This window comes from Bradyrhizobium sp. 1(2017) (assembly GCF_011602485.2).
Lineage (GTDB): Bacteria > Pseudomonadota > Alphaproteobacteria > Rhizobiales > Xanthobacteraceae > Bradyrhizobium.
In genome coordinates this window covers 7,788,659-7,808,155 of sequence record NZ_CP050022.2, presented here as the reverse complement: position 1 = coordinate 7,808,155, position 19,497 = coordinate 7,788,659, and the positions used below count along the sequence as shown (strand labels likewise).

The window sequence follows — 19,497 nt, the reverse complement described above, 5'->3', positions numbered from 1 at the left end:
CTATAAAACACGGCAAAATCAACATTCTGCCAAAGTAGTGCTAGGGCGTGGACTCATTAACGCGCAGCCATAGCCGGATTGACGCGAGTTGGACGAAGGCCAGGTAGTTGGCGGCAAGCTTGTCGTAGCGCGTGGCGACCCTGCGACATTGCTTGAAGCTGTTGAAGAATCGTTCGACCCGGTTGCGGGCGCGGTAGAGATAAGGACTGAAGCAAATTGGGCTGGTGCGATTGCTTTTGGGAGGGATGTTGGCCCATGCGCCCCTCTTCACGGCAAGCTCTCTAATCCAATCGGCGTCGTAGCCGCGGTCAGCAAGCAGCATTGATCCGGGCTGTAGGTTAGACATGAGCTTTCCGGCAAGCCGATTGTCGTGGGCCTCACCTGCTGACAGCGCCAAGCGTACTGGCAGGCCATTGGTGTCCACGAGCGCATGAATCTTGCTGGTCAACCCACCTCGAGACCGTCCAATCGACTGTCTGTTGCTCCGGTTGATGCAGGCGCCGTGCTGATGCACGCGGACAATCGAGGTGTCAATCATCTGCACAGCAGCGTCATGTGCGGCTGCCAATGCGTTCATGATCTTGGCCCATACACCAGCTCTTCGCCAGCGAACGAATCGATTGTAGCAGGTCGTATAAGGACCGAAGTTGCGTGGCAGGTCGCGCCATGGTGCTCCGGATCGCAAGACCCAGAAGATTCCATTAAGAACTCGTCGGTCATTCACTCGTGGCACGCCGCGCGGCTTGCTCGGCAGCATTGCCTTGATGGCTGCCCACTCGTCGTCAGTGAGTTCGTAGCGCATGATTCGCTCCCCCGATCAGGAGCTTGAATCACGGCTCGGTAGACAGGCTCAACCTGGCCGGCCAAATGACGACTGGAACCGGACCATTCTAATCCGAGCTAGGAACCCTCTGGCAAACGGTATATTGTCTCGCCATCACCGGCTTCGGCTCTGCCCGTAGGCGTCGGTGGCCGAGAGACCGATTGCGCTCCCGCCTGCATACGCAGAAGGAGCACGCGATGGTTGACGCGTTTAGCCTGGAAACCCAGGAATTATTGGATGCTGCCGACCGGGCGATTGCCCGCAGTCGTGACCTTGCTGAACAGCGCAAAGAGATGATGGCGCAATGCGAGAGGACCCGGCACCGCCAGGAAATCCGTCTTGCCTTCCTCCGTGAAATAAAGAAACCTAAATAGCTTTTCTGCGTTTCCCATTCGGTCACGGCTCGACGACCCATGCCCGAAAAACCTCGCCCGGCGCCTCAAATCCCGATTTTTCGACCACGCGACTATGATCGCGATGAGATCGAACGCGCCCGGGAGTTTATCAGATTCGCAAAAAAGGTTTTGGCGGAGTCTGATCCATCCATCCTGTTGGGCCGGTACAAAGCTGACCCAGCTTCGAGTCAGTCCGACCCATCCTCCGAGAGTCAGTAAACGTCCGCCTGTTGCTCTGCTGTCGTCTCGCAAGCGGACTTCAGACGTCCTGACGCAAGCGCTCTGATTTATGATGGGGTGGACGCCCCGCCCGACGGCATCGATGTGCCAAAGTGGAGGTGTTGAGCACCACTTAAGGGAGGCGTCCGTGTCAGAGGTTATCATAATCGGTCTGGATATCGCCAAGCATGTTTTCCACGCTCATGGAGCAGACGGGAAAGGGCGAGCAATATTCAGCAAACGGATCAGCCGAGGAAAGCTGCTGGATTTCTTCGCAGCTCAGCCGAGTTGCACGGTAGCTCTGGAGGCATGTGGCGGAGCGCATCACTGGGCCCGTCAACTGACCCAGCTTGGCCATGAAGTTCGGCTGATCCCTCCCGCCTACGTAAAGCCGTTTGTGAAGCGGCAAAAGAATGACGCGATCGATGCCGAGGCGATCTGCGAAGCAGCGCAGCGGCCGAGCATGCGGTTCGTGGCCGTGAAGAGCGAACAGCAACAGGCGGCGGGTCTGGTGTTTCGGACCCGTGACCTGTTAGTGCGGCAGCGAACGCAGCTCATCAACGCGATCCGGGGACACCTCACTGAATATGGATGGGTCGCACCTAAGGGGCCGTCGCACGTGACGATGCTTACCGACCTGATCGAGGAAGAAGAGATGGCCAGCTCGCTCCCCAAAGCGGCCCACGCCATGTTCCGATTGATGTTGGACCTGCTGACCGACCTCAATGGCAAGGTCGCGGACCTCGACCAGGAAATCGCGCGACGTGCTCGCGAGGACGAAGTATCGCGCAGGCTGATGACCGTTCCTGGCATCGGCCCGATCTCCGCCACAGCGATCGCCGCCCTAGCGCCGCCGATCGAGACCTTCGCCAAGGGCCGCGACTTTGCCGCCTGGCTGGGGCTTACGCCTCTTCAACGATCGACGGGTGGCAAACAGAAGCTTGGCGCGACGTCCAAAATGGGCGAACGCACGCTCAGGCGCCTCCTCATCATCGGCAGCAGCGCCGTCGTGCAGCAGGCGAGCAAACGGGGCGCGCCAAGAGGTTCGTGGCTCGAGCAGATGCTGGCACGCAAACCGCGCATGCTGGTAACCGTGGCGCTCGCGAACAAGATGGCGCGGATCGTCTGGGCGCTGCTTGTAAAGCAGGAAAACTACAGAGCTCCGGTCGCGGCCATGGCGTGAGCCTGGCGGGCCTGAGGTCGTCGCAGGTGCAGTCGGTCGAAGGAGAGTATGGCGCAACAGTCGGCGAGACGGGGCCGGAAGAACCAGATGTACTCATCGTGCCCAGAGCACGCATTTATGATTTGGTTCCGGTCCGCGAACTCCCATACGGGCCCGCAGCTCCATCGCTGCATCAGAGGCCGGACAGATGGCAGCATCCGACTACGTGCCAATCTTCTTCAAAAACCGCTTGCATCTGGCGGGGCGTCCACAGATGAGTACACGGCCTAACTGAGGAGGTCGTTTGAAGGATCCATCACTGCAGCAGGTCCCGGTTCGCTCGTCTACCAATCTGACACAGTCCACCGATAAGGTGTCAGTTCGAGCTCATCTCCGGGGCGGAAATGATCCACGAGTAACGGGACCAGTTGTATCCATTTCATCGTCGCGCTGGATCAGATAGACCAAAGGCAAGTCGCCCGGAGCGTTCTCCGTTTTGGCGTCAACGTAGTACACTTCTTCTGCCGGGCCGGCCCGACGCACCCGGATCGGAGACTTCCCATCCCAAAGCGGCCTGTACCCAATCATCATTCGCTTCAAGTCTTCTTGCAACCAGTCCTCCTTGCCGAGTTCTCTGGCCTGACGAAACGTCGCCGCTCTGAACGCCAGAATTGGCTGACCATCGATCTCCAGCACGAAGACAGGCAGAGGTGGGGCCTCGGCTTTCGCTGGCATCATCATCTTAACCACCCTCTCCTCGGCTGGTCGAGGCGCCCTTCGCAATTCGGTCGATCCGCCAGTTGACGCTTGCATTCCTTCCGCTCTTCACCGGTGGGCGGATTCATTGCTCTTCTTATCGATCTCGCGATTCGTCGAGTAGAAACTCCGGCTATTCTTGTTTTGCAGGTTTTGACTTTCGCCATAACCGCCCACCGATCCCCCTGTTGGTCGGCAGCACTTTCGTGGTGTAGATCGATCTCAGGCCAGCCTATGAAATGCTGGCGGCAACGCTTCTCGCACGAGTTGACTCAGATTTAGAGCCTCGCGGCTTTCCGTAATGTCAGAGAATAGTATCTCGACAAAGGGATGTTGGCGGTTGAATGCAGGGCCTCGCTGATATTTCGCGCTCACAATCCGCTGAAGGGCGGCAAGGTTCAGTCTACCAAGGGCGTTGTATTGATCGCGAAATAGACTTTGTCGTCCTCCACGATGCTCCACAGACTCCGCCCAAATGTCCATCACTTTCCGGCTCATGAACGCCTCGATCTGTTGATTTGCATCCTGAGCAAGAAGCCGCAACCCGTCCATGGTATGTGGACAGTCATCGACCCGAAACTGTGTAAGTGACATGGAAACCTCCTGTAATGGGCGTCCGGTCAGATCGGCAGCGCGTCGCGAACTGCGCCTCCCTCGTTGTCCCACCGAGAGAAAGCCAAAGTGCTCGATCTTGCATCGGCAGGCATGTCTTCTGTTAGAGGCAATTTGCCGTGACCGGCGTCATCCTTGTGGTTATGAAGAAATCGGGCGATTTGGCCGCGGAGCGCCGCCGTCTCCAGCAATTTGCCAATCGACCCGGCGGTGTCGAAGATTTCCCGTTGCAACGTCGTCGGTGGAGCGTTCCATTGCATGATGATAGCTGCGCCAAGACACCGCAGAACAAGCTCTTCTTCGGCCGCAAAGGCTACGCCGTGCGATCGGCCCTGTTCCGCCACCGCATTGTCATACTCGCCCGCCAGTCCTTGCGCGTTATCGGCGAGCGAGGCAAATCGGTTCTGCAGCTCTTGAAATCTACGGATCTCATCCGGGTCGGCCGACACCTTAATCAGTTCCTCGTACTCGGCTGCCTTTGCGCGGTATTGCAGAGATTTAAATCTCCGGCCACTCCGGACCGTCAGACTTAGATAGACATGGGGATCGAAGGTTCAAATAACGAGCCCCGGCGCACAAATAAGAGGGCACGAGAGTGAGCAATATTGACCTGCGCGTTGAGCTGCCGAGCCAGCATACTGCCGCGTCACCTCGCGACCATCAGCATTCATGAGCACAGGAGAGTGCGATCGCTATTCCGCCTTATCCAGATTCATGGTGCAGCGATGTGAGAGCCAAAGTAACAAGGATGAAATGACAGACTCACCGCCGCACGATCTCGACCGTCGCGATTGGGCTGCCCGGGCATCCGAGGCTTTGGCACAGGCAGAAGTTGCTACCCGATGCGATGCAAAGCCATCAGAAGCGCCGCGCAGCTTCGCCTCGCAGCAAACAGGAAGGAATGGCTGATACCGAAACGGCCAACGGTACGGCAAAGACGACAGGCTGACGGCGAGCCGCTCCCATAAGACGTCTATCAAACTCGGAATCCCGAGCTGCCTCGCTCTCCCGACCTCAGGGTTGAGTTGAGGCGAGCATCCGCAGGTTACGCAGGGCCTACCGGTTTCAATATCCGTCCACTTCAACATGTCAACCGCGCTCACGTTCAGATCGTGGCCGTCGCCTGATCTGGTGAGTGGCAGCCTATGCTCGATGCGTTTGCGGGACTGCCGGCGGATGCCGCCCGGCGGGCAGCAAACTGACGCGCTCAAAAGTCGGGCTTTTCTGTAGAACTGGTGAAAATCAACAGGTAATGTTTGAAAATGGGGTTAGCGCCGCAAGCGATTAGCTGGCTAAACAACACTCGCCACTCGTTCAAAATACCTGTGCGTTTGTCAGTTAACCGAGATCGGACAAGTTTGTGAGTCAGGGGAGGCTCTCGTGGCCAAGCCAACCAAGGACATCTTTGACCCCAAAAAATTCCTCGCCAAAGTGGGCGCGGGGAAAACGATTCTCGAGCTTCCCAAGAACCGGCGCGTGTTCCAGCAAGGCGATGTCGCAGACTCGGTGTTTTACATTCAAAAAGGCAAAGTGAAGCTAACGGTCGTATCTGAGCAGGGTAAGGAGGCGGTTGTCGCAATTCTGGAGCCCGGCCAATTCTTTGGCGAAGGATGCATGAACGGTCATCCGTTACGCATCGCGACGACAACGACGATGGAGGATTGCGTCATCACGTCGATCACCAAAGACGCGATGATGGGGGCTATTCGTGACGAGCCGAACTTTTCACAGCTCTTCATGTCGTATCTCCTGACCCGGAACAGTCGGATTGAGGAGGACCTGATCGACCAGCTCTTCAATTCGAGCGAGCGGCGGCTTGCTCGACTCCTGTTGCTGCTCGCCAATTTCGGCAAGGAAGGCAATCCGCAGCCGATCAGCGCGAACATTAGTCAGGAAACATTGGCGGAGATGATCGGGACCACGCGATCCCGCGTCAGCTATTCATGAACAAGTTTCGCAGGCTGGGCTTCATCAGCTATAATGGACACATCGAGGTCCACAATTCGCTATTGAGCGCGGTTTTGCATGAGAAGCCCCTGCTGAGAGAGCGAGATCAGTAGGCCCGTCGCAAAAAACGACCCCAGGGCGTGCGGGGCGCGCTGAGGCCGTCATTTCATCGTATGCTTGGGGGCATATGCATCCGGTCGCCCCTCACCAAGTCGCGCCGACAGTGTTCGTTCCGCCAGGGACGCGAAGTCGAGATTCGGTACACCGAAAAGCTGAGTGAAATCGCGCTGCACCTGTTGTTGCGCGGCTGTTTGGGTCGCTCCCGACGTGGCCCAGATCAGCGCCAAACCCGTGACTGAAACTGCTTTTTTGGGGACTACATGACCTCACTTCGGTGGATGCAAATCGCCTTGTAGCCAGCGGCCAAGGGACCTGGAACACATAGGATCTTCGTAGGCGGCACGCAACGTAAGTACGTCATTGCAGAGTGCGCACTGAAACCTATGCAAGTCCACGCCTGGGCGCTCTGGCTCGACGCTGAGGAGCATCATCGAAGCCTTGCACCTTGGACAGAGGGGGCGCTGGATTGTGATCGGTGCAACGGCAGGTGACGGGCTTTGAGGTTGGGCCATGAATACCTCCCTACGCATAGGCGGGAGCGCAACACTCTCAGTCACCGGCAAATGCCAGGATGCAGAACGGTGATGGCACGAGCATGCGCCTGGTTGACCCGAAGTGCGAGTCAATTTGGGCTCGGTTTACGCCGGCGCGGCCTGCCTCACTTTTAGGAGCGAGTGCAGCGCGCGACCGTTTTTCTGATGACTTCGGTCCCGTCTGGACACGGGCGGCGGCCTCGTCTCCGCATCCTTTTATCTGAATCGCCTTGGCTTGAACGCTTGGGGCTGGTTTGCCTTGGAGATTGCCGTCCGAGCCCCTTGCGCTTCCTTGGCTAACCGTCGCTCCTTGAGGCGCGCCATGTTTTGGCGAACATCAGCGGCCTTTTCTGCCTCTTCTTGCATGACCCCCTCGCGATGCGCGACCGCAAGGCGTTCTCTGTTCGCTTGGGCAGCTCGGCGAAGGGATCGTTCCTGATCCTCACTCATTTTATGGCCTCCGGCCTCAACGTGCGGCTTGGAACATTAACATGCGCCATTAGGCGCTTGGCCCGCACCAAATGCGAGTCCTTTAACGTGTCGTCGGCACCTTGATCGGTTAATGCAAACGGGCGGACCAAGGCACTAGCCAGTGCTCGGCCGGTTCAAAGTCTGGGCCTAAGGTCAGCACCGCGCTGGCTGCTGCCGAGCATTGCTGCGTTGCCTCGCAGCGTCTCAAGGAGCCGCGCACCGAGAACGATAACCAAAAAGACCGGCATCGACATCGCGCGCAAGGCGCTGTCCTGACCGGCCCGCAAGATCGCGATAAAACGCGGGCGAGGACAGCCCGCTCGTGATCCGTAAGGCCCTGGAGAAGGAACAATACGGCTATGGCTTCGACTCGCAGACTGGTGTAGCGCGTCGATCTGGATCGGAAGCGGCAATCTAGATGGCGAGTCAGTGTCGCGGCGATGATTGCCGCGCAGATTGTCATGCGCAAGAGTTTTGTTGAAGTCTGATTGTCGCGGAGCGTCAATCAGCGATGGTTTGGGTGTGGTGTGCGGGGCCGATCGTCCCGGACCGCGGTGCGCCTGCGATAGCTCTCAACGTTCATCTCAACGATGGTCTCGTTCACCACGCGACCATCGATGGCGGCGAGCGTCATCGCCGAAGGGCTGATTGGCGGTGATCAACATCGAGCGGCGCTCGCAGCGTGCGCCGATGAGTTCGAACAGCACGCTAGTCTCGCTGCTCGGCGACATCAGCAGCTGCAAGCGGTTCGCCGCGTTTCTCGAGCGCTCCCCACACAGGGCCACACTCGAGGACATCCGCCGCTTCCAGTTGCACTTGGACGAGACCGGCGCGAGCATCAGCAACCGCAACAGCACTATGACCGGGTTGCGGGTTCTCGTTGGAACCTTGATCCAGATCAAATAGGAATGCCAGTGGGGTAGAAGTCTGTTGGCGGGTGACGAGGGGCGCGCTTTGGCGCGGCGCATCTCCGCTCGAAGCCATCGATCGTTCGGCAGTCTAGATCGTCGCGCTCGATTGGGGAGAAGGACATGAACATGAACGACGGCTTCGAGGAGTTCTTGGCGACGATCATCGATCAGTGCCTCTACGAGCATGACATGCAGCTACCGCTCGCCTTTCGCGCCGTGGCTGACAACGGCAGCGTGCTGGTGGCGAACTTCAACGAAGGTGCGGAGCTTGTCGTATTGATCAAGCACTGCGATAACAACGCGTTCATGCTGCCCATGAAAATCACGGTCGTCAGCCAAAACAATAAGACCGCGCGGCTCGTCATCGAGCACAACGGCAACATAGACCGGGTTCACTAATCATCGAAGTCGGAAGGGCATTTCCGCGCACGCCATTGAGCCGCTGTCTGCCTCATACCGCCGAATGACCCAGCCGGTTAGCGATCAGGACCAGTTCGGCCACTGATCGTACGTTCATTTTCTCCATGACCATGTGTCGGTGCGCCTTGATCGTCCGTTCAGTCGGGCCCAATGCATACGCAATCTGCTTGTTGGGCTTGCCTTGAACCAGAAGTCCGAAGACCTGCCGTTCACGCGGGGTCAACGTAGCAACATGAGCGCGCAGGAGGTTCAGCTCGCTCTGGAGCTTTCTTGAAACATCATGCCGAGCTATCGCGCGTTCGATTGCCGCGATCAGTACGTTAGATGTCACCGGCTTCAGCAGAAAATCTTCCGCGCCGGCCTTCACCGTCTGCACGACCGTGTTGATATCGTTGTAGTAGGAAACAAACACAACTGGGAGCGTCGAACCGGCTTCGTGCAGACGGGCTTGTAGCTTCGGGCCGCCAAGTCTGGGTATCTTGGCATCGACGACAAGACAGCCAAGTCGGCTATCGTCAGGTTGCTGATCAATGAACTGTTCGGCGGACGAATATATCTGCACCTCATATCCGGATAGCTGTAGTCGCCGCCGGATAGCGGTTTGGAAAAAACGGTCGTCGTCGACGATGTAGACCACGCTAGGCAACAATACTTCTCCCATATGGAGACAGGAAAAACTTGCAGGTCACGCGCGGTGAGTGACGATAACTTGCGCAGGGGCATGACCACAGTCTGTATAAAATTGCTCATGGTGGTCCACGCGAGTTCATTCCCGCTGTTTGCGCGAACTAGCCGTTAAATGCAGTTCTGCGCGCATATGTCGCTGGCGCGTGTAGTTTCCGACTGGCCAAGTTGCAGCGCTAACGGTCACCCATGTGGAAAGATGCATGACAACAAAGGGGCAGTTCCAGGATGGCGTTCTGACAAGAGATCTTTGATCAGCCGTCGGCGATGGTATCATTGCTTCGGCGCAAGCGCACACCAACTAGCCCCAGCTCTTGGCCGCGCCTCCTCGGGGCTAAACCCAAAAAATTCGGAACAGTCGTCGGAGTTGTCCGATTGACGCACGTTTCCGCCGTGAGACGGATATCGTTTGAGGTCCGCAATCTAGCTAGCTAGGGTGCGTACTCATAAAATCTGCTGCTAAGAGTAGGCGCGCGTGATGTCCGCTTGTGCTCCAACTGCGGCGCGAAAGCGGACGTTGTCGGACTTCCGAGAAGGGCCAACAGGCGACATTCTAAATGAGGGAAGCCGCCAACCGAGGCGGTCTTACTTCTTTCCGATTTTGCGATATCCGCAAGGCTCTCAAGCTGGTGCCCTAGTGCTATCCAGCTACGTGAAATGTTCCTAAGCACGGTAGACAGGCGGGCTGAATTTTTCGGATCAGCTCCTAGGATTTTGTATTCCGCAGCATAGGCTCTGCATTGTTCGATTGACGGCATTTGTGCTCCTCCGCTTGGCCAACCTTATTGAGGTTTGCTTTCTTTGCAGCCCCAGCCCAGCGGGTTCCTGCATATTGCGGGCTTGGGCGTGTGCCCATAAGTCGGGGACGCCGTTCGACGTCCGCTATACCTCTGATAGCGGGGCAAAGCGGACGTTTCAGGACTTCCGCGTGGGGCCCAGAGTTCAGATCATTCCAATCAGGATGAAAATAGCGACCTCTGTCAGGAACGTGGCGCTCATAATGGCGACCGTAAGGAACGCGTCGCCCGCTGGTAGACGGGTCATAGCATGCCTCGCGCGTTGCGACGACTGGAACCGGTTCTGGCTCTCTGCCCGCGTCGCGCTCCGCTAATACGCACCACGTCGCACAGCGCGACGCGTATAGCGGTAATCGCGACGGTCGACACGACGCGCAGTCACGCGGGCGCGCCGGTACGTGACGGCCTGCGCTTGATCAGCGCTTAACTCCACGCCGCGCGGTGTCACCTGCGGCGAGACCGGAATGATCGCCAACATCACTGCTGCAAACAGCAGTCCGACAATCGAGGAGACTCTCATTGCACCTACTCCCTATTGTCCACCATGGCCGTGCCACCAACAAAAGCTGTCTGGTCTGTATGCCTATTTGTCGGCCTGAGATCGCCGCCAGGATAGAGCGCGAGAGGCTCCGCCTGAGGTCGCCTTACCTGTTCCGGCAGAGAGAACCAAGCCGTCTAGGAGTAATCGTCACTTTCTGCGGCTCCATATCGGAACTCGCAGCATTAGGGCACGAAAAGGTCGCGCAGGATGTTCTTTTTTATACATCCGGATTGATTTTCCCGCGGCCAGCCGCCGTTGCTGCGCGGCGAAAATAACAGCCATCACGAGTAGGCGCGGCTTCCGATTTGCGTCATAAGCGCCGTCGCCGACGAAGCGCGTTTTGGTCCGCTTTCCCTCCAAGACCAAACGCGAGCGGCGTCGGCGGCAAAGTCGGCAATGGGGCCAATAACCGGCCTGGAAAGGGAGGTACGCTGGCTTGGCCGAGAAGTGGTGCTGAATGCTGCCGCGGGTCACGAGGTTGGTTTACACACCAAGGCTAGTGGCCCGTAGGCAAATCACTCTATCGACGCGCTCCGACGCGATTAACGCCGCCATTGGCATTACCGCCTACGTTATGACGGACTGCAGCGCGCGCAACGGGCCGTGGCCGGAGGACAACGCCAGCCCGGGCAGCGCAACCCACCGGATAGTCGACGTACTGGCAATACACGATCGCGCGGGCCGGTGATGGAGCAAGCGTGGCCCCTGCAAGTCCCAGAAGTGCGCTGGCAGCGATGCCTGTAAGCGTCACTGGCTTGATCGAAAGTCGCGTCTTAGGTTTCATGATGGTCCTCCTCTATGCGTAGCGGAAGCCGCATTCCTACGGCTTACGAATAGTGTGTGCGCCGAGAGATGAGCGACATTGACGTAGATCAAGGGTGAGCTAGGCTGTTCATTAACTCCGCCGAAGATTATCCGTGTTTGGTGCGTGCGATGACGCCAACCTGGTATGTCACCTTCGAAGTTCGTAAACGCGGCACGCTGCCGAAGCAGCGGAGCCCTCGAGAAACGAGGACCTTCGCTACGGAAGCAGAGGCCAAGGCGTTCGTTCGTGCAAAGCTCGACGAAGATCTCGCTGTATTTGCGGGTACGATCAATCCGCACGCCCCCAGGCAACTCGTTCCGTCGTCCCGCATCCAAGCTTGGCTTGTCGATGAACAATGGAACGCTGAGCGAGATACAGGTCCCGACGCGGAATAAGCACGTTCTCGTCTACATACATCTGTTGCCAGATCGGGAGCGGCTATGGTGCGCCCGCACCGCTCGCTCAATCGGAAAGCGTGATCACGCCGGTCGCGGCCACGTGCGGTCCGGGTCGAACGCGCGTCAACGGCGTTTGCGTAGCGCGAACGACAATCCGCCAGACCCGTCGCGCCATCCGCAGGGGATGGCAGGGAAGTACCTGTGCGGCGTACGAATAGGCGCTACGACGTCGGCATTCGGATCGTGTCCGGACGCCGATCACCAGGATCTGAAGCCGAGCCAAGTGAACTGCCCTTGTCGTGCCGCCAGAAGCGTCTGCGGCTTGACGTGTCGTCTCGGCCGGGCGGCGACGCTTGATATCTTGGGTTGTCGCTTGCGATCGATGGATTCAGGCGGGCGCATATCCGGACGCGGCAGCATTGCGAGCGCATTTGCGACCGTCGGGTTATCCGTCCGGTTAACAGGCAGTTCGGTGACGTCTGACGACATCGCGACATCGGGGAGCTTCACCGCGGGAGCGGCGGCAACGATTGTCGGCGACCGGGTATCGAAGACGATTCGCTCCGGCCATTTGCGATCGGAGTGAATGCGTATCGTTGGTCGATCGGCCAGCGCCTGTTCAGAGATTGGCGACCTCGGAAGACAGTAGTCAGCCACAAAGAGAAGTAAGAGCAACGCCGCTCCGACCTTCCAGAGATATGCCAACAGCGGCATGCCGGTCGCTCCCGTGCCCCGCAACGTTGCCCTAGGCAAGCTCTACGACGTTGTCTCACACATGCTGCACAATCGCGACGGACTTCTTGATCTGGATCAAGCCCGTTGGGCCGATCGGAAACGTGACTTTCGGCAAGCCGGAAATGTGATCTATCCCTCCTTCAGGGCCAGCTATCAGTGATAGGGCCGGCGAAGCCAGCTTCTGCAGGATTTTACGCTGATCCTCGATGTACTCGGCGACCACCTGTCCTGTCGCGTCAGTTCGACGCTTTAACCGGCTCCGGCGGCTTTTTGAGTTTCCGAGGCTTCCTAGGGGACTTCATGCGTTGTAATTCGCTCGGCTCTATCAAGGCTTGCTCAACTCTAGGGGCGCAGACCTCAGCCTTCGTCGAAATCACTTCGAGGCGAGCCGTTCGGACCGTCGCCACGTGCGTCTGCGTGACGGCCTAGAGAAGGCGGCCTTCTAACCGCAGCCGTCGGCTTTCTCCCCGGAGGAGCGCGCCCGTTGGTGTACATCAACCGTCATCGGATAGAACTCTAGCCGACAACCTAGAGGCCGCATTCACCCGTGATAAGACAGTCGACTCTCTTCGAGGGTGGGGCGGCCGGAGTCCGTTAAGGGTCATGAACGACAAAATTCAAGGAGAGCATAATAGGTCCGCTTTCGGGTGCATAGCGACCAGTTGAGCTTGCCAGCCGAGCCATGATTCAAGCCACCCATCGGAAGGGGTCGAATCATGCGCTACGAACTCAAGGACTATGAGTGGTTTGCCATTAAGCCGATACTGCCCAATAAGTCGCGCGGCGTGCCACGGGTGAATGACCGTCGTGTCCTCAATGGCATCTTCTGGGTCTTGCGATCCGGGGCACCGTGGCGCGACCTGCCGGAAAGCTTCGGTCCGTACACGACCTGCTACAATCGGTTCGTTCGCTGGCGACGGGCGGGCGTGTGGGCCAAGCTCATGAGCGCACTGGCCGGTGCCCATGATTCTGCCGTGCAGATGATCGATACGTCCATTGTTCGAGTCCATCAACATGGGGCCTGTATCACAGGAACCAGCGCCAATCGATGGTAAGGTCACGCGGCGGTCTGACGAGCAAGATCCACGCGGTAGTCGATAGCAATGGTTTACCGATACGGCTCGCGTTGCGCCCCGGCGAGGCGCACGATGTTCGACTTGCCGGAAAACTGCTGTCTCGTCTCAAATCCGGATCAATGCTGCTTGCCGACCGTGGCTATGACGCCGACTGGATCAGGGAGCTTGCCATGAAGAAGGGCGCGTGGGCCAACATCCCGCCGAAAAGCAATCGCAGCGATCCGATCTGCTTTAGCCCCTACCTCTATCGCGCTCGCAACCTCGTCGAACGGTTCTTCAACAGGATCAAGCAGTGCCGTCGGGTGGCGACGCGCTACGACAGGCTTGCAGGAAATTACCTTGCCTTCGTCCAACTCGCATTTATCCGCCTATCGCTGGCCGCGCGTTATGAGTCCGCGCCCTAGCACTACTTTGGCAGATTGTGTTTTCGCGGCTGTTTTTCACGGATTTTCTTTCGGCAATATGGGCACTGCTGAGACGGCGGCCGAAGGATGAGATCGACGATGGCGTGACGTACGGCTGGCATGGTTGGCTGAGGCGGAGGCCCGTTGATTCTTTTTTTCCGCCCCGCGTATGCGAGGCGACGATGTTGCAGGAAGGCGTAGGCAATCATTGTCATCAAAGCGTGGCGATGAAGACCTTGCCAAGATCGCCCTTCGAAGTGATCAAGTCCAAGCTCCTCCTTCAGCTGCTGATGCGCCTGCTCACAAATCCACCGTGCCTTGATGGTGGCGGCCAGGGTGCGCAGAAGTGCGTACAATGAAGCCGAGAGGGCCTGGTGGTGCTCCAGCGCATGGACATCGCTGGCTTACCGGAAGCGGATGACAGCGGGACCGACAACTACAATCCACCAAAGGGATGGTGGCCCGGCCGACACACCGTTGGTACCGAAGCCCACGACAGGTATGATCAAGCTTTCAACCTTCACCACAGGGATAGAGAAGAGTACAAGCAGTGCATCGTCCTCTTTGCCGCTCCAAACTGGCGATTAGCTCTTTGATTCACGGACCAATCGACATTGTCCCGCAGGCCTCACGTTGATCTTTGCGAGCTCGCGACTTTCGTCGTCCGACAACTGCCAATCCTCGCACTGACCGCAAAGCTGCCAGAACACGTCATATAACTTGCTTCGAGCGACCTTGACGATTTCGGTGTCGTCGAATTCGCAAGAGTTCAGAAAGATTGGCAAGGCAAAACTGGTCTGATCGCCCTCGAATTGAAACGTCAAACGGATGTCCATGCCTCGTTCGTTCGGCGAAATCATCTCGATGCGTGCGACCCCTATCTTGAAGTTTCCCATTGTCTCACCTCGCTGGGTCGACTTTGATCGATCTTTCCGTATGAAATATCACTTACCACGGGTCATTCGGACGTCGTGGTCTTCATGTCGTCATGGTCGCCGCCCCGGCTTGGTCTCGATCGGGTCTCAACAGCAATGCGGCCGCGATCGTAACCAAAATGCCAGCGAGGCTGGGCGCGATCTGCATCGCAAGCTCATTGGAGATGTTGAGCAGGCGATGTGGCTGGCAAGCGCAAGCAGAACGCCGCCTTTCGATTTAGAGTGCCATCCGTCGCGCGTAAGTGCTCGGCGCGGTATATCGCGATGCCCGTCAAGCTCGACACGCATTTCACCGTCAAGAACTGATCGTTACCATCTCGAGGAAAGGCTGCGGGGCGCCGGCGCTGGCACCACGATCCTTGTGGCAACGTAAAGTCCGGAGAGGACAAATGCCTCCATCGACTCTTCGTCGGCAGAGCGGGCCGGTAACAACCGTTCGATCCGGAACGGGTGCTTAAGCACCACCGATTTCTGTCGCGATCGGGTCGTCGTCATGGTCATTCTCACGCATTGGCTCATGAGGCGCCGCGTAGCGGACGGACGCTGGACCTGGATATCTCGTCGGGCGCAAGTGGCAGTCCGCATTGAGGACGTCACGGCCTCGATTGCAAACTTGATTGACGTTGGCGGTGCGCGGACGGCGCGGGAGCCATTTTTTTCATTGCGACGCCTCTACGCAGGATACACCTCCGCGCCGACACCACAATTGAAGAACACGGGACGGTGCACGCCTTTTGCTGGAATAGCTATCCCTTTCTTTGGCTAACCGAGTCATTCATCAGAGACCGAGCTCCAGTTCATGCGAGCACGGGCCATCGTCTCTCGCTCGACGAGCAGAAGAGCCGTTCCGCGGCATCCGAAGCTAAGACGGACAGCTTCTCTTACCATCCCGCAGCGAATCTCTTTGGATCGATAGAACAGAAGCTTAGCGTGCGAACCGGCGCCGGGCCGCGATTGCCGTGGTTCCGTCTGTCAGCACCACTGATCAGGCCGTGCCTGACGGGCCTCTCGTTCTGGTCGGACGCTGTCGGGCACCTGCTTCTTCGCCGCAAATTGCAGCTGACGCTATCGCTCGCAACTACGATGCGGTCGAAGATAGGAGTGACTTGTTTCTGATTGCAGTCCGCCGCAGCGGCCCTTTTCCAAGGCGGGACGGCTGGACGCACGGCAAAGCTTATCCGCGCTCTCCTTTGGCAATCTTATTTATGCCACGGACTCGTTATTCAGCCGTTCGATCCCCATATCCAAATCTACCCTGGTCAACCATCGAGATTGGCCGGATTGCGCGGAGACTTCCAACGAAAGAGCTCTGCATATGTTCAAATCTCAGCAACATCGCGCAAGAGCAACCGCGTCCGGCGAACTCGTCAAGGGTTCGACCCGCGCTGAGGAAAGCCGTAAATTCAAGGCTTGGAGGGCTGGCTTCGTCTTATTGACGGAGCTCGGGGACAAGAATGAAGTCGGTCGCAACAAGCTACCTTTAGCAAAGGATAGGCCTAGCGCTACGAGATCGGGCGCTGCCGCTCTGTCGCGGTGGGAGAACGAGGGAGGCTCAGTCCGCGACGAACTGCCGATGTGAGTAAACGCGGAAAGACAGGAGGACTCCTAATGTCACTTACACAGTTTAGCGTCGATGACGGCCCCCATAGTATGGATGGGCTACGGCTTTTTGCTCAGGATGGAACTGAACGCGTCGAGGCGTTCGTCGGCCGCAAAGTGATGGACGTCTGGGCCAAATCTACCGAGCACCATGGCGGACGGCAAAGTCTGTTCCGCGATCAATACAATGCGCTCGGAAAGCTAAATCTTGCGGCGATCCAACGGATTGTGAGCGCGAAATACCAGCGAGGGGCTGCATTCAACCGGCAACATCCATTTATCGAGGTTCTGTTCTCGGACATTGCAGAAAGCGGCGAGGCTTTAGATCTAAGTCAGCTCGTGCGAGAGGTTTTGCCGCCAGCATTTCATAGGCTGGCTTGAGATCTGCACCACGAGAATACCGCGAAAAAGTCGCCGGACAAGACCCAGTCGTGATAGCCAGGCCCCCTCAAGGAGGATAATGCGACTACGATTCAATTCCCGCCCCCGAAGCAGCATCAGCTACAGCCTGCCTTTGCGGGGATAGCCGACGTGATCGAGCTTAGGAGGGACGGGAGGGACGGATGTTCATTCGGACGCGAGATTCCCATTTTCGCTCCTTGGTCAAAGCTGTCAGCTGGAGGATCACCGGTAGTATCGACACCTTCGTGCTGAGTCTTATCTTCACCGGTAGCGTCAAGGTTGCAGGTTCGATCGCCGGTGCTGAGGCCATTACGAAAATGATCCTCTACTATCTGCACGAAAGAGCCTGGTCCGCTATTCGCTGGAACCAGCAGGGACAAACTGGCGGCGGCCCCAGTTCGCCCTGATCCGCTATCGCGTGGGCTGATGGCACGCGTTTGGCCTGGGCAATCGGCCATGCATTGGATTGACCGCGCGGCGGTCAATCCTTCCGGTCTATCTCGGATTTGTCGCGCAGCACCGCGTTCAGAAGCGAGCTATGAACCTCGATCTTTCCATTGTAGCTGATGAAGCCAAGCTTGCGGAACTTGTTCATGAAGAAGCTCACCCGTGATCGGGTCGCACCGATCATTTCGGCCAGCGTTTCCTGGCTGATAGTGACGCCTATGGGTTGCGAGCTGGCTTCCTTGCCGAAATTCGCCAGCAGAAGCAGCAGGCGCGCCAAGCGTTTCTCGCTCGAATTGAAGAGTTGGTCGATCAGGTCTTCTTCAATCCGGCTATTGCGCGCGAGCAAATATGCCATGAACAACTGAGAGAACTTCGGCTTGCCTTCGAGCGCTGCAATCATGGCGGTCTTCGATATTCTCGTGATGATACAGGGCTCCATTGCCGTAGTCGTGGCAATACGCAATGGATGACCATTGAGGCAGCCCTCGCCAAAGAATTGTCCCGGCTCCAGAATTCCGACGACCGCTTCCTTACCTTGGTCCGAAACGACCGTGAGCTTGATCTTTCCCTCTTGAATGTAGAACACCGCATCCGCGACATCTCCCTGTGCGAACACGTTCTGACCTTTGCCAAATTTAGAAATCGATTTTCCGGCCCCGACCTTGGCAAGGAAGGCGCTGGGATCAAACAAGTCCTTCGCCGCTTTCACCAAGGCAGGACTCTCGTTCGCTGGATCGCTAACACGCTATCATACTACCACCTACGACAATTTGAAAGGATATTCACCGGTTGGAAGGCGGCGTGGCGTGCGGCAAATTGGAACTGAAATGACGAGAGGAAGCCTTCGGCTCGACGTGGGCTTCACGGATTTCGGCTTCTTCGAGTTCTTCGTTCAAAGTCGATACGAGGTCATGCTTGACCATCTGGCGACGGCTGTCTGGCCAGCTTTGCAAGAGCCCCTTCGACTGCGCGAGATGCAGACTGGCGTCTATGCGCGGATTTGCGCCGCGCGACTTGCCTGACTATCCTCCCAGCTCCACAGCTTTCTTGCTACCAAGCGATTCGGCACAAGCTTTTGCAACGGCTGAGTTTGGCTTAGAGCTTCCCGGCATCGTGGCCCAACCGCCTTTTTCGACGAACTTGCTCTGATCCCATGCATAGGTCGCCTTCTTCATTTCGACCAAGTTCGCCGACGCATCAGCGGCTTGTCGGAACCTGTCAATGCAGATAGGTGTGAGAGCTGCGACGACAGCCGTTGCAGCGCGGTTCGTCGCGAGGGTCTCGGCGGCCCCGCTCCGGCCGCAGCTCCCCACAGTGCCGGCCGCACGGCAGCTTTTGTCTCCCTGGAGATTTCCATGATTTTCACCTGACTAAGAGGTATGTTGAGCTTCATCCGTTGGTGAGGCTAGACACGTCTAGGGATCGGCGTCTGTACCAAATTGCTCACTCAGCGCGTGCGGACACTCTCGGGATGGCCTGATGCGCCGGCTCCGCTGCAGTCTGGCGACGACGAGCATCTGCCCCGCGATGCTCCTGGAAATGCAGAGCCTTTGTGAGATTCTCTGCATCCGAAGTTGAGCGCGGGCGGTGCCAATAATCGGTTCAGGTGTTCCTTTTTGAACAGACGGCGACGACTCTCCCCGATTTATTCCGTGCATTGCCTGACTTGGAATATATTACCGATCAGCCCGGCCCTCGTGGCCGGGCTTTTCGCTTGGGAGGCCGTTCGCGGTCGAGGCCGATGGAGCAGCAGCCTCACCTCGGCGTCTCGGCAAGCGAGAACAAGCTTCTTGGAAAGGTTCGTCGGACCGCGGGGTAGGCAGGCGGGTCTCAACTTGCTCGCTCTTTCTGTTGAGAAAATAGTCGTTGTAAAGAAGTAAGGGTCGTCTCCGTTCGAGGTCTGTTGACAGTAGTCCTGGCTATTGCCGCGTAACGGGCGCATGGTCGTACTCCAAGCGTCGGTTGGGCCCCTCTTCTCGAAAGGTAGGCGTGCATGACCATCCCGCTCGCGGCGAGAAACTGTCACGTTCAAGCATTTCTTTCGGATCCGCGGCATCGAGAGGCTGCTGGCCGCCGGAGCATATGATGTCTTTCAGACGAGAAGTCGATCGAGGGCCTCACCAGCCTATCGCCGCGTCGCTACGATGATCGCGGTGCCCTCGGACCATGGAGATGCTCTCGATCGGGTCGATCGATCTTGCTAATGCGCGGGCTGCCTATGCAAGCGCAGTGCAGTGACTGACAGATGAACTCTACGAAATTGCCGGAAACGTCACCTGTAGGTAGGGCGCGTTGCAACCGCCTG

18 protein-coding genes and 5 pseudogenes are annotated in these 19,497 nt (G+C 57.7%); 10 read left to right on the top strand and 13 right to left on the bottom strand.

Annotated features, from left to right (window positions below):
• Window positions 1–40 precede the first annotated feature (40 nt).
• Entirely contained in the window at window positions 41–802 is a 762-nt protein-coding gene (locus HAP40_RS36940) for an IS5 family transposase (protein WP_166812035.1), read from the bottom strand.
• A gap of 218 nt (window positions 803–1,020) precedes the next feature.
• Between HAP40_RS36940 and HAP40_RS36935 the strand changes: the two genes are divergently transcribed.
• Window positions 1,021–1,197, top strand: a complete 177-nt coding sequence (locus tag HAP40_RS36935; RefSeq protein ID WP_166812037.1) for a hypothetical protein — start codon at window positions 1,021–1,023, stop codon at window positions 1,195–1,197.
• Between the two features lie 388 nt (window positions 1,198–1,585).
• A complete protein-coding gene (locus HAP40_RS36930) occupies window positions 1,586–2,620 on the top strand; it encodes an IS110 family transposase (protein ID WP_166812039.1) in 1,035 nt (344 codons plus the stop codon).
• A gap of 366 nt (window positions 2,621–2,986) precedes the next feature.
• Here HAP40_RS36930 and HAP40_RS36925 read toward each other — a convergent pair whose 3' ends face one another.
• From HAP40_RS36925 to HAP40_RS36915, 3 genes are all read right to left on the bottom strand, one after another.
• The gene (locus HAP40_RS36925) at window positions 2,987–3,340 is read right to left on the bottom strand and encodes a hypothetical protein (RefSeq protein ID WP_166812041.1); all 354 of its coding nucleotides are present in this window, start codon (window positions 3,338–3,340) and stop codon (window positions 2,987–2,989) included.
• Window positions 3,341–3,577: 237 nt separating this feature from the next.
• Window positions 3,578–3,949 carry a signal transduction histidine kinase gene (locus HAP40_RS36920; protein WP_166812043.1) on the bottom strand — a complete coding sequence of 124 codons (372 nt, stop codon included), beginning with the start codon at window positions 3,947–3,949 and terminating at the stop codon, window positions 3,578–3,580.
• 26 nt (window positions 3,950–3,975) lie between these two features.
• The gene (locus HAP40_RS36915) at window positions 3,976–4,416 is read right to left on the bottom strand and encodes a hypothetical protein (RefSeq protein WP_246741210.1); all 441 of its coding nucleotides are present in this window, start codon (window positions 4,414–4,416) and stop codon (window positions 3,976–3,978) included.
• Window positions 4,417–5,347: 931 nt separating this feature from the next.
• Here HAP40_RS36915 and HAP40_RS36910 point away from each other — a divergent pair.
• Window positions 5,348–6,027, top strand: a pseudogene (locus HAP40_RS36910) (Crp/Fnr family transcriptional regulator).
• Window positions 6,028–7,229: 1,202 nt separating this feature from the next.
• Window positions 7,230–7,420, top strand: a pseudogene (gene groEL / locus HAP40_RS37460) (chaperonin GroEL); the annotation flags it as partial.
• A 123-nt stretch (window positions 7,421–7,543) separates the two neighbouring features.
• Here groEL and HAP40_RS37455 read toward each other — a convergent pair.
• Window positions 7,544–7,754: pseudogene (locus tag HAP40_RS37455) on the bottom strand (hypothetical protein); the annotation flags it as partial.
• Here HAP40_RS37455 and HAP40_RS36905 point away from each other — a divergent pair.
• Both HAP40_RS36905 and HAP40_RS36900 read left to right on the top strand, forming a co-directional pair.
• A complete protein-coding gene (locus HAP40_RS36905; protein ID WP_166810869.1) occupies window positions 7,687–7,944 on the top strand; it encodes a hypothetical protein in 258 nt (85 codons plus the stop codon). The pseudogene HAP40_RS37455 and the gene HAP40_RS36905 overlap by 68 nt on opposite strands.
• Window positions 7,945–8,069: 125 nt before the next feature.
• A complete protein-coding gene (locus HAP40_RS36900) occupies window positions 8,070–8,348 on the top strand; it encodes a hypothetical protein (RefSeq protein WP_166812045.1) in 279 nt (92 codons plus the stop codon).
• Window positions 8,349–8,400: 52 nt separating this feature from the next.
• Here the strand turns inward: HAP40_RS36900 and HAP40_RS36895 are convergent, their stop codons facing one another.
• The 5 genes from HAP40_RS36895 to HAP40_RS36870 form a co-directional block, all read right to left on the bottom strand.
• Window positions 8,401–9,006: a response regulator transcription factor gene (locus tag HAP40_RS36895; protein ID WP_334271037.1), complete on the bottom strand. Its 606-nt coding sequence runs from the start codon at window positions 9,004–9,006 to the stop codon at window positions 8,401–8,403.
• Between the two features lie 1,154 nt (window positions 9,007–10,160).
• Entirely contained in the window at window positions 10,161–10,370 is a 210-nt protein-coding gene (locus tag HAP40_RS36890; protein WP_166812049.1) for a hypothetical protein, read from the bottom strand.
• Window positions 10,371–10,911: 541 nt separating this feature from the next.
• Window positions 10,912–11,175: a hypothetical protein gene (locus tag HAP40_RS36885; RefSeq protein ID WP_166812051.1), complete on the bottom strand. Its 264-nt coding sequence runs from the start codon at window positions 11,173–11,175 to the stop codon at window positions 10,912–10,914.
• Between the two features lie 677 nt (window positions 11,176–11,852).
• Entirely contained in the window at window positions 11,853–12,308 is a 456-nt protein-coding gene (locus HAP40_RS36875) for a hypothetical protein (RefSeq protein ID WP_166812055.1), read from the bottom strand.
• A gap of 55 nt (window positions 12,309–12,363) precedes the next feature.
• Window positions 12,364–12,552 carry a hypothetical protein gene (locus HAP40_RS36870; RefSeq protein WP_166812057.1) on the bottom strand — a complete coding sequence of 63 codons (189 nt, stop codon included), beginning with the start codon at window positions 12,550–12,552 and terminating at the stop codon, window positions 12,364–12,366.
• Window positions 12,553–13,045: 493 nt separating this feature from the next.
• Here HAP40_RS36870 and HAP40_RS36865 point away from each other — a divergent pair.
• A protein-coding gene (locus HAP40_RS36865; RefSeq protein ID WP_166812059.1) for an IS5 family transposase occupies window positions 13,046–13,809 on the top strand; the annotation gives its coding sequence in 2 pieces (ribosomal slippage) (window positions 13,046–13,358 and window positions 13,358–13,809; 765 coding nt in all).
• Window positions 13,810–13,845: 36 nt separating this feature from the next.
• Here the strand turns inward: HAP40_RS36865 and HAP40_RS36860 are convergent.
• Together HAP40_RS36860 and HAP40_RS36855 are read right to left on the bottom strand one after the other, a co-directional pair.
• Window positions 13,846–14,153: pseudogene (locus HAP40_RS36860) on the bottom strand (transposase); the annotation flags it as partial.
• A gap of 240 nt (window positions 14,154–14,393) precedes the next feature.
• Window positions 14,394–14,705, bottom strand: coding sequence for a hypothetical protein (locus HAP40_RS36855; RefSeq protein WP_166812061.1), 312 nt, complete (start codon window positions 14,703–14,705; stop codon window positions 14,394–14,396).
• Between the two features lie 1,647 nt (window positions 14,706–16,352).
• On the opposite strand from HAP40_RS36855, the gene HAP40_RS36850 reads away from it, so the two are divergent.
• Both HAP40_RS36850 and HAP40_RS36845 read left to right on the top strand, forming a co-directional pair.
• Window positions 16,353–16,724 (top strand): signal transduction histidine kinase, encoded by a 372-nt coding sequence (locus HAP40_RS36850; protein ID WP_166812063.1) that lies wholly within the window; start codon window positions 16,353–16,355, stop codon window positions 16,722–16,724.
• Window positions 16,725–16,906: 182 nt separating this feature from the next.
• Window positions 16,907–17,152 (top strand): DUF2061 domain-containing protein, encoded by a 246-nt coding sequence (locus tag HAP40_RS36845; protein WP_166812065.1) that lies wholly within the window; start codon window positions 16,907–16,909, stop codon window positions 17,150–17,152.
• A gap of 74 nt (window positions 17,153–17,226) precedes the next feature.
• Here HAP40_RS36845 and HAP40_RS36840 read toward each other — a convergent pair whose 3' ends face one another.
• Window positions 17,227–17,904: a Crp/Fnr family transcriptional regulator gene (locus HAP40_RS36840; RefSeq protein ID WP_166812067.1), complete on the bottom strand. Its 678-nt coding sequence runs from the start codon at window positions 17,902–17,904 to the stop codon at window positions 17,227–17,229.
• Window positions 17,905–19,237: 1,333 nt separating this feature from the next.
• Here HAP40_RS36840 and HAP40_RS36835 point away from each other — a divergent pair.
• Window positions 19,238–19,430 (top strand): annotated as a pseudogene (locus HAP40_RS36835) (hypothetical protein).
• The last annotated feature ends 67 nt before the right edge of the window (window positions 19,431–19,497 follow it).